Source organism: Luteimonas sp. S4-F44 (assembly GCF_022637415.1).
Classification (GTDB): Bacteria; Pseudomonadota; Gammaproteobacteria; order Xanthomonadales; family Xanthomonadaceae; genus Luteimonas.
This window is the reverse complement of record NZ_CP093340.1, coordinates 3,523,093-3,536,569: the sequence shown is the minus strand read 5'-3', so window position 1 is coordinate 3,536,569 and position 13,477 is coordinate 3,523,093. Positions and strand designations below refer to the sequence as shown.

Genomic DNA, 13,477 nt, shown 5'->3' with positions numbered 1-13,477 from the left:
CCACGTCCCATCTCCATCCAGGAGTCATCGCATGTCCGAGATCCGTGTCCACGAGCCACGCCACGTTCCCGCTGCACGGCGGATGTCCGCATGAGTGCGCGCGTGCGCGTGGGCATCGTCGGCGGCGGCATCGCCGGTGTCGGGCTGGCGCTGGGCCTCAAGGACCATGCCCATCTGGACGTGACGCTGTTCGAGTCGGCGCGGGCGTTCGGCGAGATCGGGGCCGGGGTGTCGTTCGGCGCGAACGCGGTGCGCGCGATCGCCGGCCTGGGCATGGGCGACGCCTACGCGGCGTTGGCCGATCGCACGCCTGCGCCCTGGGACGACGTCTGGTTCGAGTGGCGGCATGGCGACGACACACGCCTGCTGGGCACCAGCCGCGCGCCGGGCGTGGGACAGTCGTCGGTGCATCGCGCCGATTTCCTCGACGCGCTGGCGACGCGGCTTCCGCTGAGCATGACGCAGTTCAACAGGCGCGCGACGCACGTCGAGCAGACCGAGGACAGCGCACGCGTGCGCTTCGCCGACGGCACCGATCACGAGGCCGACATCGTGATCGCGTCCGACGGCATCAAGTCCAGCCTGCGCGACGACGTGCTGCGCGGCCTCGGCCATGTGCCGGTCGCGCCGCGCTTCACCGGTACCTGCGCCTACCGCGGCATGATCGAAAGCGATCGCCTGCGCCGTGCGTTCGAGGCGGTCGGCGTGGACACGCACCTTGTGGACGTGCCGCAGATGATCCTGGGCCTGGACGCCCACATCCTCACGTTCCCGGTCAAGCAGGGCCGGCTGATCAACGTGGTCGCGTTCGTGTCCGACCGCAGCGACTCCGATCCGCAATGGCCGGCCGGCCACTCGTGGGTGCGCGAGGCCAGCCGCCGCGAGATGCTCGAAGCCTTCGCGCACTGGGGCGTCGCCGCGCGCACGCTGCTGGCGTGCATCGACGCGCCGACGCACTGGGCATTGCACGAACTCGCGCAGCTGCCCGGCTATGTCCACGGTCGCCTGGCGCTGATCGGCGATGCCGCGCACGCGATGCTGCCGCACCAGGGCGCCGGTGCCGGGCAGGGGCTGGAGGATGCGTACTTCCTCGCCAGGCTGCTCGCCGATCCGGCGATCGCGCGTGGGAATCTGCCCGGCCTGCTCGCGGCCTACGACGCCATCCGTCGACCGCGCGCCTGCCGGGTGCAGCAGACCTCGTGGGAAGCCGGCGAACTCTACGAGCTGCGCGATCCCGCGGCGGGCCGCGACGACGCCCTGCTGGGCGCAACGCTGGAAACGCGCTTCGACTGGATCTGGCAGCACGACCTCGACGCCGACGTCGCCGCCGCGCACGCGCAGCTGCGGCGGGCGTCGGTGGTCTGAGGACCACAGCGACACGGCAGGACGCCAGCAGCAAGCGACGCGCCCGGCATCGTGCGGGGCCGCCGCGACACACCGCCTGTCACCACGTCTCTGGGAGGGGATCATGCACAACGTCGATGTGAATGCAGCAATCGATCAAAGCCGTTTCGGCGGATTCCAATGGGGCGTGGTGGCGATCTGCGGCCTGCTACTGGTGGCCGACGGCTACGACGTGTTCATCGCCGGCTCGGTGCTGCCGACGCTGATCGACGAGTGGGGACTGACCAAACCCCAGGCCGGCGCCCTGCAGGCCTGGGCGCTGTTCGGCATGCTGTTCGGCGCGCTGATCTTCGGCTCGCTGGCCGACAGGTTCGGACGTCGGACCGGCGTGCTGATCAGCTTCGTGCTGTTCACCACCGCGACCTTCTTCACCGGCTTCGCCAACGATCCGACCCAGTTCAAGATCGCCCGCTTCCTGGCCGGCATGGGCTGCGGCGGACTGATGCCCAATGCGGTCGCGCTGGTCAGCGAGTACTCGCCCAGGCGCCTGCGCGGCACGATGGTGGCGCTGATGTTCAGCGGCTACTCGGTCGGCGGCATGGTCTCGGCGGGCCTGGGCGTGTGGATGATTCCGACGATGGGTTGGAAGCCCATGTTCTGGATCGCCGCGCTGCCGCTGCTGTTCCTGCCGCTGATCTGGTGGAAGCTGCCCGAATCGTTGGGATTTCTGATCAAGCGCGGCGAACAGGAACGCGCCAGGGCGATCCTGGGCAAGCTCACCGGCGCTGCGCCGACGCCGCAACAGATCCTGGTCTACAGCGATTCCAAGGGCGGCAGGGCCTCGCTGCCGGAGCTGTTCCGCCACGGCCGCTCGCTGCACACGCTGATGCTGTGGACCGCGTTCTTCTGCTGCCTGCTGCTGGTGTTCCTGCTCAGCTCCTGGTTGCCGAAGGTCATGCAGGAAGCCGGCTACGCCGAACGTGCGGCCCTGCTGACGCTGTTCTCGCTGAACTCCGGCGGCATGGTCGGCGCTATCGTGGGGGGCTGGTTCGGCGACCGCTTCGGCCTGCCGCGCGTGGTAGTGGCGTTCTTCGTCGCGGCCACCGCGTCGATCGCGCTGATCGGGTTCAACCTGCCGGTCGCTGCACTGTTCACGCTTGTGTTCATCGCCGGCGCCACGGTCATCGGCACGCAGATCCTGCTGTATGCCAGCGTCGCGCAGCTCTACGACCTGTCGGTGCGGTCGACCGGCCTGGGGTGGGCGTCGGGCGTGGGCCGCATCGGCGCGATCGTCGGACCGACGCTCGGCGGCGTGCTGCTGGCCCGGGAACTGCCGCTGCAGCAGAACTTCCTGATCTTCGCGATTCCCGCCCTGGTCGCGACGATCGCGACACTGGTGTACGCGCTGTCGATGCACGGCGCCACCAGGGCCCAGCCGGCCGCCGTGGCCCCGGCCCGGTCCTGAGCCACGGCCGATGGGCGTCGTCCGCCAGTTCGCACGGGACGTGTCGATGCCGGCCATCCTGGCCGGCGTCGTCTCCACCGTGATCGCCTACGCGGGTCCGGCGGTGATCGTGTTCCAGGCCGGCGCATTCCTGCCGGCCGACCTGGTGGCGTCGTGGGTATGGGCGATCTCGATCGGCAGCGGCGTGCTGTGCGTGGGCCTGAGCCTGCGCTACCGCGTGCCGGTCATCGTCGCCTGGTCGATCCCCGGCTCGGTGCTGCTGCTGGTCGCGTTGCCGGCGGTCGACTTCGCGGTCGCCGTCGGCGCCTACCTCGTGGCGGCGCTGGCGATCCTCGGGATCGGGCTGTCGGGCATGTTCGACCGCATCGTCTCCCGGCTGCCCGCGGCGATCACCGCCGCGATGCTGGCCGGCCTCCTGTTCGGTTTCGCGGCCGAGCTGTTCGTCGGCATGGCCGGGCAGCCGCTGCTGGTGCTGGCGATGTGTCTCGCGTTCTTCGTCGGCCGGCGCTGGTTCCCGCGCTACGCCGTGCTCGCGGTGCTGGTCGTCGGCGTCGGCGTCGCACTGGCGGCCGGACAGATCGCAGGGCCGGTCCCGGCGCTGCAACCGACGATGCCGACGTGGACCACGCCGCGCTTCGAATGGCACGCCATCGTCGACATCGCGCTGCCGCTGGTGGTCGTGGCCTTGACCGGCCAGTTCGTGCCCGGCCTGGCGCTGATCCGCAACAGCGGCTACGCCGAGCCCCCGGCCCGCCCGCTGATCGCGTGGTCGGGCCTGGCCTCGGCCCTGCTGGCGCCGCTCGGCTGCCACGGCCTGACCCCGGCTGCGGTCACGGCGGCGCTCTGCATGGGCACCGAGGCGAGCGAAGATCCGCGCAGGCGTTACGTCGCCGGTGTCGTGGCCGGCCTCGTCTATGCGCTGTTCGGGTTCTTCGCCGCCACCGTGATCGGGCTGTTCGCGATGTTGCCTGCCGAATTGGTGGCCACGCTGGCGGGCCTGGCGCTGTTCCCCGCGATCGCCAACGCGATGACGACCGCGCTGTCGTGGCCGGACGATCGCGACGCCGCATTGGTCACCTTCATCGTGTCCGCGTCCGGCATGTCACTGCTGGGCCTGGGCGCGCCGTTCTGGGGCCTGGTGTTCGGCCTGGCCGTGCACGCGCTGCTGCAACGGCGCCGTGCCCGCATCGCCGCGCCCGCCGCGCAGGCATCGAAATGAGTTCCTTCCCCCGCCGTTTCCGAGACATCCGGAGCCCCATGTCCTCTTCCAACGCCGTCGGCGTGCCGCTGTCGCGGAGCCGCCCGTGATCGACAAATCCCTCGCCAGCTGCCGCGACGCGGTGGCCGACATCCACGACGGTGCCACCGTGATGATCGGTGGCTTCGGCACCGCCGGCATGCCCGACGAACTGATCGACGCGCTGATCGACCAGGGCGCGCGTGCGCTGACGATCGTCAACAACAACGCCGGCAACGGCGATACGGGTCTGGCCGCGCTGATCGCGAAGAAGCGCGTGCGCAAGGTCGTGTGCTCGTTCCCGCGCCAGAGCGATTCGCACCATTTCGACGCGGCGTTCCACGCCGGCGAGATCGAGCTGGAACTTGTGCCCCAGGGCAATCTCGCCGCACGCATCCAGGCTGCGGGCGCCGGGCTCGGCGCGATCTTCACGCCGACCGGCTTCGGCACCGAACTGGCGGAGGGCAAGGAGACGCGCGAGATCGACGGCCGGCAGTACGTGCTCGAGTATCCGATCCGGGCCGACTTCGCGCTGGTCAAGGCCTGGCAGGGCGACCGCTGGGGCAACCTCGTCTACCGCAAGGCCGCCCGCAACTTCGGCCCGATCATGGCGATGGCCGCGGCCACGACCATCGTGCAGGTCGCCGAGGTGGTCGAACTCGGTGCGCTCGATCCCGAGCACGTGGTCACGCCGGGCATCTTCGTGCAGCGCGTGGTCGCGGTCGGAGGCGCGCACTGATGGCTGTCATCCTGTTGACCCGCGACCAGATCGCGCGCCGCGTCGCCCGCGACATTCCCGAGGGCGCCTACGTCAATCTCGGTATCGGCCTGCCGACCACGGTCGCTAACTACCTGCCGGCCGACAAGGAGATCTTCCTGCAGTCGGAGAACGGCCTGCTCGGCATGGGGCCGGCGCCTGCGCCCGGCGACGAGGACCCCGAGCTGATCAACGCCGGCAAGCAGCCGGTGACGCTGCTGCGCGGCGGCTGCTATTTCCACCACGCCGACTCGTTCGCGATGATGCGCGGCGGCCACCTCGACATCTGCGTGCTCGGCGCGTTTCAGGTGTCGACCGCCGGCGATCTCGCCAATTGGAGTACCGGCGCACCGGACGCGATCCCCGCGGTCGGCGGCGCGATGGATCTGGCCATCGGCGCCAAGCAGGTCTTCGTGACGATGGAACTGCTGACCCGGGACGGGCGGAGCAAGCTCGTCGACGTCTGCACATACCCGCTGACCGGCATCGGTTGCGTCTCGCGCCTGTACACCGACCACGGCGTCATCGACGTCGGCGTGGCGGGTGCGCGTGCGATCGAACTCGCCGACGGCCTGTCGATCGACGACCTGCGTCGCCTCACCGGGCTCGCCATCGCCGCCCCATCCGGAGTGTCCGCATGACCCGTGCCTTCATCTGCGACGCGGTGCGCACGCCGATCGGCCGCTACGGCGGCGGTCTGGCGAACGTGCGTGCCGACGACCTCGGCGCAATCCCGCTCCGGGCGCTGCTCGCCCGCAATCCGCAACTCGACCCCGCGCTGGTCGACGAGGTCGTGCTCGGCTGCGCCAACCAGGCCGGCGAGGACAACCGCAACGTCGCGCGCATGAGCCTGCTGCTGGCCGGCCTGCCGGTCGAGGTGCCCGGGGTGACGATCAACCGCCTGTGCGCATCCGGACTCGAAGCGGTCGGCGTCGCCGCGCGCGCGATCCACGCCGGCGAGCAGTCGCTGGTGATCGCCGGCGGCGTCGAATCGATGAGCCGCGCGCCGTTCGTGATGGGCAAATCCCCGTCGGCTTTCGGGCGCACGCAGGCGCTGGAGGACACCACGATGGGCTGGCGCTTCGTCAATCCGGCGCTCGAAGCGCTGTACGGCGTGGAGACCATGCCGCGCACCGGCGAGAACGTCGCGCAGGACCACGGCATCCCGCGCGACGACCAGGACGCGTTCGCGCTGCGCAGCCAGCAGCGCGCGGCCGCCGCGCAGGCCCGTGGCTTCTTCGCCGAGGAGATCGTGCCGGTCGCGGTGCCGTCGGGGCGCAAGGGCCAGACCGTCGAGTTCGCCGTTGACGAACATCCGCGCGCCGACACCACCGCCGAGGCGCTGGCCAAGCTGCGTCCGCTGTTCGAGAACGGTACGGTCACCGCCGGCAATGCGTCGGGCATCAACGACGGCGCCGCGGCGCTGATCGTCGCCGACGAAGCGGCGATCTCTCGCCACGGCCTGGTGCCGCGGGCGCGCATCCTCGGCATGGCCTCGGCCGGCGTCGAACCGCGGGTGATGGGCATCGGCCCGATCGCCGCGACACGCAAGCTGCTGCGCCGCCTCGACCTGTCGATCGAGGAGTTCGACGCGATCGAACTCAACGAGGCCTTCGCCAGCCAGGGTCTGGCGACGCTGCGCGCGCTCGGTCTCGCCGACGATGCCGCGCACGTGAACCCCAACGGCGGCGCGATCGCGCTCGGCCATCCGCTCGGCATGAGCGGCGCCCGCCTCGCGCTGACGCTGGCCCACCAGCTGCAGGCAGGCGGCGGCCGTCGCGGCCTGGCGACATTGTGCATCGGCGTGGGCATGGGCCTGGCCCTGGCGGTGGAACGTGTCTAAGTCCGCGATGTTGTACGACGACCGGCGCATGATCGTGCCGCCGGGCATGCAGCGCGACCTGCCGCTGTTCCTGCAGGTGCGTGACCGCTACTTCGTCAGGTCCCGCCCGGTATGGACCGCCATCGGCGCGCACACGCTGTGCGGCAGCCCCGGCGACATCGTCGAGATCAAGGCGGTCGCGGTGCTGCGAGAAGGGATTGCGGCATGAGCGACGCCATCCTCGCGCTGCCGTCCCACCGCCTGCATTACCGCGTCGAAGGCCCGGCCGACGCGCCGTGGCTGATGCTGTGCAACTCGCTGGGCACCGATCTGTCGATGTGGAACGCGCAGGCCGCGGCGCTGTCCGACGGCTTCCGCGTGTTGCGCTACGACCGCCGTGGCCACGGCGCTTCGAGTGCACCGCCCGGTCCCTGCACGCTGGCCGATCTCGGCGCCGATGCGCTGGCGCTGCTGGATGCGCTGGCGATCAAGCGCACGCATTACTGCGGTCTGTCGATCGGCGGGCTTGTCGCGCAGTGGCTGGCCGTGCATGCGCCGCAACGCATCGACCGCGTCGTGGTCTGCGCCAGCGCCGCGAAGATCGGCACGGCCGACGGCTGGACCAGCCGCATCGCCGACGTGCAGGCCCGGGGCCTGTCGTGGATGACCGACGCCACCGCCGAGCGCTGGTTCGGTGACGGCTTCCGTGCCGCGCACGCCGGGCAGGTGCGCCACATCCTGGGCCGCTTCGTCGCGACATCGGTGGACGGATACGCCAGCTGCTGCGCCGCACTCGCCGACGCCGATCTGCGTGGAGACCTCCCCCGTATCACGCGACCACTGCTGACCATCTCCGGCGACGACGACCCGGTCTGTCCGCCGTCCGATCTGCAGGCCATCGCCGATGCCACCGGCGGCCAGCATGTCTCGTTGCCCGGCCGGCACTTGGTCAACGTCGAGTCGTCCGACGCCTTCAACGCAGCATTGCGCGATTTCCTGTCCTGATCCGATCCAAGCGTCACCCACCGGCGTCGTCCATCCACGCGCCATTTCATGTTCCTGGGAGGGAAGCATGGCATCACCCGCCGCCGCACTTCGCCGCGCCACACTCGCGTGCGCGATCACCGCCGCGCTGTACGCGCCCGCCACGTCCGCGCAGACGCCGAAGGAGTCGGAGCAGGACGCGCGCATCCAGCAACTCGAATCCGAACTGCTCGCCCTGAAGGAGATCGTGCAGGCGCAACAGGCCCAGCTCACCGGCGCACGGGTCGAACGAACTCCCGACGCGACACCGCTGACGGCCGGGGCCGCCACGCCCGGGTCGCCTGCCGGCGCATCGGCCGCTGCTCCGACCGCGTCGGCGCCGGCCGGCAAGCCGCCGATCCAGGCGACCTCGATCGTCAACAGCGATAGCCGCTTCAGCTTCGGTGGCTTCATCAAGCTCGATGCGCTGTCCACCTGGACCAGCGACGGTCCCATCCCCGACGGCACGCCGGGACGCATGTTCTATTTCCCGACCGCGACGCCGGTCGGCCAGGGCCCCGGCGAAAGCTACACCGACTTCCACGCGCAGTTCTCGCGCCTGTGGTTCGGCGTGGACCGGGTGACCGATGCGGGCGACACGTTCAAGGCCTATGTCGAGATGGACTTCTTCGGCGGCGGCAACAGCAATGTCGGCAACGAGAAGTTCTCCAATGGCTATCCGCCGACGCTGCGCCACGCCTATGTGCAGTGGAACAAGTGGCTGGCCGGCCAGACCTGGAGCAATGCGGTCGACCTGGGGTCGCTTCCCGAGAGCGTGGATTTCGTCGGCATCGTCGACGGCACCCTGTTCGCGCGGCAGGCCCAGATCCGCTACACCACGGGGAACTGGTCGTTCTCGCTGGAAAACCCGCAGACCTGGTACCAGGCCGGCAGCCCGGCGCACGTCCAGTCCGGTCAGAACAACGTGCCCGATGTCACCGCACGCTGGCAGACCAAGGGCGACTGGGGTCATTTCAGCGTCGCCGGCATTGCGCGCCAGCTGCGCACGCAGACCGACCGCACGACCGGCGCGGCGTTGAGTCTGGCGGGCAGTTTCAAACTGGGCGACCGCGACACACTGCAGTACACCGTCAGCGGTGGCCCGGGCCTGGGCCGCTATATCGGCTTCGGCTTGGCGCCCGATGCCTACATCGATACCGACGGCGCTCTGGAAGCGCAGGATCTGGTGGCCGGATTCGCCGGCTGGCGGCATGACTGGAACGACCGCCTGCGCAGCACGCTCGCCTATTCGGCTGCGCACATCGACACCGACAGCGCGGCCGTCGGCCCGCTGGCGACGAAGAAGACCCAATCCTGGCGCTACAACCTGATCTATTCGCCGTTCCCGCGTCTGGACGTGGGCGCCGAACTGAGCTGGGGCGAACGCACGCTGTCCAATGGCGAGAGCGGCGAACTGCGTCGCCTGCATACGACGGTCAAGTACACATTCTGAAGGCCGGCAGTCGCAGCGCCGGGGTACGCGCTCAGCGCGTTCCCCGGCACGCCGGATACGCCGCGCAGCCCCAGAACGACCGTCCGGTCCGCCGGTTGGTCCGTGTCACCATCTTGGCACCGCAACTCGGACAGGCCGGCGTTGCGTCGGCCTCGGGGCCTGTAGGCACGGATGCTGGCGGTGCCTGCGTGCGGGGGATGCCTTCGGCCGCGCCGTCGCCCGACTGCACGCTGCGGATCATCCTCCACAGCGTCGGCCCGTCGATCAGTTCGATCGGCTTGCCTTGCGCGAACCGTGCGGCGTCCCGGGTGAATCCACCCAGCGCGGCGATGCGGATTGCGTGCGCGCCGTGGTGCGTGAGCAGGCCGAACATCTCCCGGACGACGCCGACTGGTACCTGGCGGTTGCGCCATTGCTTGCATTGCACGAGGGTGCGCTGGCCACCCTTGCGCAGGATCAGGTCGATCCCGCCATCCGCGCCGCCCAGGCCGGTCTCCTCGATGCCGTAGCCCTGGTGGCGGAAAGCCTCGCCAACGAGGCGCTCGAAGTCGCGCCAGCCCAGCGCGGCCACGCTGTCGAGCTGCGTGCAGCTGTCGAGCAGGCGACGGCGTCGGCGGGCGCGGACGAACGCGGCCAGCGAGGCGAGGCTGCAGGCCGCGAGCCACAGCCAAGCGATTGGGGCGAACGCATCGGCTTGCATCGCCAATGCCTGGGCGAACGGACCGTCGAGTCGCGCGAAATAGGCCGGCACGCCATGCCGGATGGCGGCGTGACCGAGCACGCCGATTGCGAGCGCGACCGGCCATGGCAACGCGGCCAGGTCATCGAATGTGCTGCGTCGTCCGCGTCCCATGCGCATTCCCCCTTCCTGCTGCGCACGATAGCGGCAAGGGGGGGCGCCCGGAAAGCCGGCGTCTTCAGCGGAGCACGGAGACCGGTCAGCCGGATGCACGTCGCAAGACAGGGCCACGGCCTTGACCTTCCCACTGTGGCAAGCCGCACACTGCCGGGCCACGGACCACAGGAGCCCACCATGCAATTCCATCTCGACGACATGACCTGCGGCGGCTGTGTGCGCTCGGTGACCAAGGCGATCCAGGCGGTCGATGCGCAGGCGAGCGTGGAGGCCGATCCGCCGAATCGCACGGTGGTCGTGCAGACCTCGGCCTCGCGTGAGGCGGTCGTCGCGGCGCTGCGCGAGGCCGGGTTCCCGCCGCGCGAGCGCTGATGCGTCTTCCGCGGCGCGGCCCGCATGGCCAGGCCGCACCTCGGTCTACCGCGCACGCGCACGCGCGAGGGCGCTGCGGCGATCGGGCGTCTATCGCGCCCGCGTGCGCTTCGCGCCGGGTGTCCTCGTCACCGTGCGCGCGTGCGCCGGACCACGGCGCCGGTGCGCGGGGCATCGTCCGCCGGTCCGGAAACCGGTTGTTGCAGTTCCTCGAGGATCGGGCAATCGGGCCGGTCGTCGCCGGCGCAGCGGTCGACGAGCGTGCGAAGTGTGTCGGTCATCTGCTGCAGGTCGCGCATGCGCCGTTCGAGTTCGGCGATACGATCCTGCGCCAGGCGTTTGACGTCGGCGCTGTGGCGCGCGGTGTCGTGCCACAGGCCCAGCAGGTCGGCGATCTCGGCGACCGAAAACCCGAGGTCACGCGCACGGCGGACGAACTGCAGGCGATGGACATCATCCTGGCCGTAGGCGCGATAGCCGGCGGCGGTGCGGGCGGGCGCGGGAATCAGGCCGGTCTGCTCGTAGTACCGGATCATCTTGGCCGAGACCCCTGACACGCGGGCGGCATCGCCGATGTTCATGGCGCCGCGCCTGCGGATGCGGTGGTCGTGATCTGTGGTGGTTGGAAGCGGCGCAGCCGCAGCGCATTGCCGAGTACGAATACGCTCGACAGCGCCATCGCGCCAGCGGCGAAGATCGGCGACAGCAGCACGCCGTAGGCCGGATAAAGCACGCCGGCAGCGACCGGGATCAGCGCGGTGTTGTAGCCGAAGGCCCAGAATAGGTTCTGGCGGATATTGCCCAGTGTCGCTCGTGACAGCGCGATCGCGTTGGGCACGCCCTGCAGGTTGCCCGACATCAGCACCACGTCGGCCGACTCCATCGCCACATCGGTGCCAGTGCCGATTGCCAGGCCCACGTCGGCCTCGGCCAGCGCGGGCGCGTCGTTGATGCCGTCGCCGACGAAGGCGATGCGGCCGTGCTGCGCCCGCAGCCGGCGCACGGCCTCGACCTTGCCCGCGGGCAGCACTTCGGCCACGACTGCGTCGATGCCCAGTTGCCGGGCGATGGCCTGCGCGGTGCGCGCGTTGTCGCCGGTGATCATCGCCACCTGCAGGCCGAGCGCGTGCAGCGCGGCGATCGCCGCAGGCGTGCTGGCCTTGATCGGATCGCCGACAGCGACGATGGCCGCGAGCCGCCCGTCGATGGCGGCGTACAGCGGCGACTTGCCTTCGTCGCCCAGGCGCTGCGCGGTGTCGGCGAACACGGCGACGTCCAGGCCGAGCGTGCGCATGAAGCGGTCGGCGCCGACCTCGACGCGGGCGCCGTCCACCTGTGCACGCACGCCCATGCCGGTGATCGACTCGAATCGGTCGGCGGTGGCCACCGCGAGGCCGCGCCCGGTCGCCGCATCGACGATCGCGCGCGCGATCGGATGCTCGGAGCGCGCTTCGACCGCGGCGACCTGGGCGAGCACGTGGTCGCGGTCGAAGCCGTCGGCGACGACGAGATCGGTCAATACAGGACGGCCTTCGGTCAGCGTGCCGGTCTTGTCGACGGCCACCACGCGGGCGTCCTTAAGTAGTTGCAGCGCTTCGCCCTTGCGGAACAGCACACCGAGTTCGGCGCCGCGGCCGGTGCCGACCATGATCGAGGTCGGCGTCGCCAGGCCCATCGCGCAGGGACAGGCGATGATCAGCACGGCCACGGCGTTGACCAGTGCGAAGCCCAGCGAAGGCGTTGGACCCAGCCACAGCCAGGTCAGAAAGGTCAGCAGCGCCGCAAGCATCACCGCCGGCACGAACCACAGCGTCACCCGGTCGACGACCGCCTGGATCGGCAGCTTGGCGCCCTGCGCCTGTTCGACGAGGCGAATGATCTGCGCGAGCGTGGTGTCGGCGCCGACCGCGGTCGCGCGCAGCGTCAACCCGCCCTGCTGATTGACGGTGCCGCCGACCACCGCGCTGCCGATGGTCTTTTCGACCGGCACCGGCTCGCCGGTGATCATCGATTCGTCGACGTAGCTGCGGCCTTCGACAATCTCGCCGTCGACCGGAATCCGTTCGCCGGGCCGCACCTCGAGCACGTCGCCAAGCGTCACGTCCTCGACCGCGATGTCGTGCACCGCGCCCGCGCGCTGCACGTGCGCGACGCGCGCCTGCAGGCCGACCAGGCGCCCGATTGCCTCCGACGTGCGGCCTTTGGCCCGCGCCTCCAGGAAGCGGCCGAGCAGGACCAGCGCGACGATCACCGCCGCGGCCTCGTAGTAGACGTTGACCGTGCCGGCGGGCAGCAGGCCGGGGGCGAACGTGGCGACCACCGAGTAGCCGAAGGCGGCCGCCGTGCCGACCGCGACCAGCGAGTTCATGTCCGGCGCCAGTCGCAGCAGCGCGGGAATGCCATGGCGATAGAAGCGCCGGCCCGGTACCGCCAGCACCAGCAGCGTCAGTGCAAACTGCAGATACCAGCTCGTCCGCATGCCGAGATGGGTCATGACCCAGGCGTGCATGCCGGAAATCATGTGCGAACCCATCTCCAACACGAACACCGGCAGCGCGAGCGCGACTGCCAGCAGGAAATCGCGCCGCAGGGCGGTGCGTTCGTCATCCTGACGCGCGGCGTTGGCGTCGTCGTCGCGTTCCTGTCCGACCGGCCGGGCCGTGTAGCCGACCCGGTCGACCGCCGCGAGCAATGCATCGACGCCTGCCGTGCCGCGCACGGTGGCGCGCTCGGTCGCCAGGTTCACCGATGCCGACTCGACGCCGGGCACCGCCGCCAGCGCCTTCTCGACGCGGCCCACGCACGAGGCGCAGGTCATGCCCTCGATCGCAAGCGTCAGCGTGGCGGCGGGCACCGCATAGCCGACCCCCTCGACCGCCCGTACCAGCGCCGCGCGGTCGAGTGGCCCGGCCGGCACGACCTGCGCGCGCTCGGTCGCCAGGTTGACCGACACACGCGCAACGCCGGGCACCTTGGCCAAGGCCTTTTCCACTCGACCGACACAGCTCGCACAGGTCATGCCGGCGATCGGCAGATCGATCGTCGCGTCCGGGGATGTCCGGGAACCGGGAGAGGCCATGGGAACTTCCGCAAAGGCTGACAGTTGCGGTCAGCCTAAGCCTTCCCATCGTGGGAAGGTCAAGGACGC

At 70.3% G+C, this 13,477-nt stretch carries 13 protein-coding genes; 10 read left to right on the top strand and 3 right to left on the bottom strand.

Going from position 1 to position 13,477, the window contains the following annotated elements:
• Nucleotides 1–90 precede the first annotated feature (90 nt).
• The 9 genes from salA (at nt 91) to MNO14_RS15895 (ending at nt 9,101) form a co-directional block, all read left to right on the top strand.
• A complete protein-coding gene (gene salA / locus MNO14_RS15935) occupies nt 91–1,365 on the top strand; it encodes a salicylate 1-monooxygenase (protein WP_241944655.1) in 1,275 nt (424 codons plus the stop codon).
• A gap of 103 nt (nt 1,366–1,468) precedes the next feature.
• The gene (locus tag MNO14_RS15930) at nt 1,469–2,809 is read left to right on the top strand and encodes an aromatic acid/H+ symport family MFS transporter (protein ID WP_241944654.1); all 1,341 of its coding nucleotides are present in this window, start codon (nt 1,469–1,471) and stop codon (nt 2,807–2,809) included.
• 46 nt (nt 2,810–2,855) lie between these two features.
• Nucleotides 2,856–4,028, top strand: coding sequence for a benzoate/H(+) symporter BenE family transporter (locus tag MNO14_RS15925; protein ID WP_241944653.1), 1,173 nt, complete (start codon nt 2,856–2,858; stop codon nt 4,026–4,028).
• An 85-nt stretch (nt 4,029–4,113) separates the two neighbouring features.
• Nucleotides 4,114–4,785, top strand: coding sequence for a 3-oxoacid CoA-transferase subunit A (locus MNO14_RS15920; protein WP_241944652.1), 672 nt, complete (start codon nt 4,114–4,116; stop codon nt 4,783–4,785).
• Complete coding sequence (locus MNO14_RS15915) at nt 4,785–5,444, top strand: 3-oxoacid CoA-transferase subunit B (RefSeq protein ID WP_241944651.1); 660 nt, start codon at nt 4,785–4,787, stop codon at nt 5,442–5,444. The genes MNO14_RS15920 and MNO14_RS15915 overlap by 1 nt, the downstream gene beginning before the upstream one ends.
• Entirely contained in the window at nt 5,441–6,646 is a 1,206-nt protein-coding gene (gene pcaF, locus MNO14_RS15910) for a 3-oxoadipyl-CoA thiolase (protein WP_241944650.1), read from the top strand. The genes MNO14_RS15915 and pcaF overlap by 4 nt, the downstream gene beginning before the upstream one ends.
• A 28-nt stretch (nt 6,647–6,674) precedes the next feature.
• Nucleotides 6,675–6,854: a hypothetical protein gene (locus MNO14_RS15905; RefSeq protein WP_241944649.1), complete on the top strand. Its 180-nt coding sequence runs from the start codon at nt 6,675–6,677 to the stop codon at nt 6,852–6,854.
• Nucleotides 6,851–7,630: a 3-oxoadipate enol-lactonase gene (gene pcaD, locus MNO14_RS15900; protein ID WP_241944648.1), complete on the top strand. Its 780-nt coding sequence runs from the start codon at nt 6,851–6,853 to the stop codon at nt 7,628–7,630. The genes MNO14_RS15905 and pcaD overlap by 4 nt, the downstream gene beginning before the upstream one ends.
• Before the next feature lie 67 nt (nt 7,631–7,697).
• Complete coding sequence (locus MNO14_RS15895) at nt 7,698–9,101, top strand: DcaP family trimeric outer membrane transporter (RefSeq protein WP_241944647.1); 1,404 nt, start codon at nt 7,698–7,700, stop codon at nt 9,099–9,101.
• A 31-nt stretch (nt 9,102–9,132) separates the two neighbouring features.
• Here the strand turns inward: MNO14_RS15895 and MNO14_RS15890 are convergent, their stop codons facing one another.
• Nucleotides 9,133–9,954: a restriction endonuclease gene (locus tag MNO14_RS15890; protein WP_241944646.1), complete on the bottom strand. Its 822-nt coding sequence runs from the start codon at nt 9,952–9,954 to the stop codon at nt 9,133–9,135.
• 180 nt (nt 9,955–10,134) lie between these two features.
• On the opposite strand from MNO14_RS15890, the gene MNO14_RS15885 reads away from it, so the two are divergent.
• A complete protein-coding gene (locus MNO14_RS15885; RefSeq protein WP_241944645.1) occupies nt 10,135–10,329 on the top strand; it encodes a heavy-metal-associated domain-containing protein in 195 nt (64 codons plus the stop codon).
• A gap of 128 nt (nt 10,330–10,457) precedes the next feature.
• On the opposite strand, the gene cueR is transcribed toward MNO14_RS15885, so the two are convergent.
• Nucleotides 10,458–10,910 (bottom strand): Cu(I)-responsive transcriptional regulator, encoded by a 453-nt coding sequence (cueR, locus tag MNO14_RS15880; RefSeq protein WP_241944644.1) that lies wholly within the window; start codon nt 10,908–10,910, stop codon nt 10,458–10,460.
• Nucleotides 10,907–13,408 carry a heavy metal translocating P-type ATPase gene (locus MNO14_RS15875; RefSeq protein ID WP_241944643.1) on the bottom strand — a complete coding sequence of 834 codons (2,502 nt, stop codon included), beginning with the start codon at nt 13,406–13,408 and terminating at the stop codon, nt 10,907–10,909. The genes cueR and MNO14_RS15875 overlap by 4 nt, the downstream gene beginning before the upstream one ends.
• Nucleotides 13,409–13,477 lie beyond the last annotated feature (69 nt).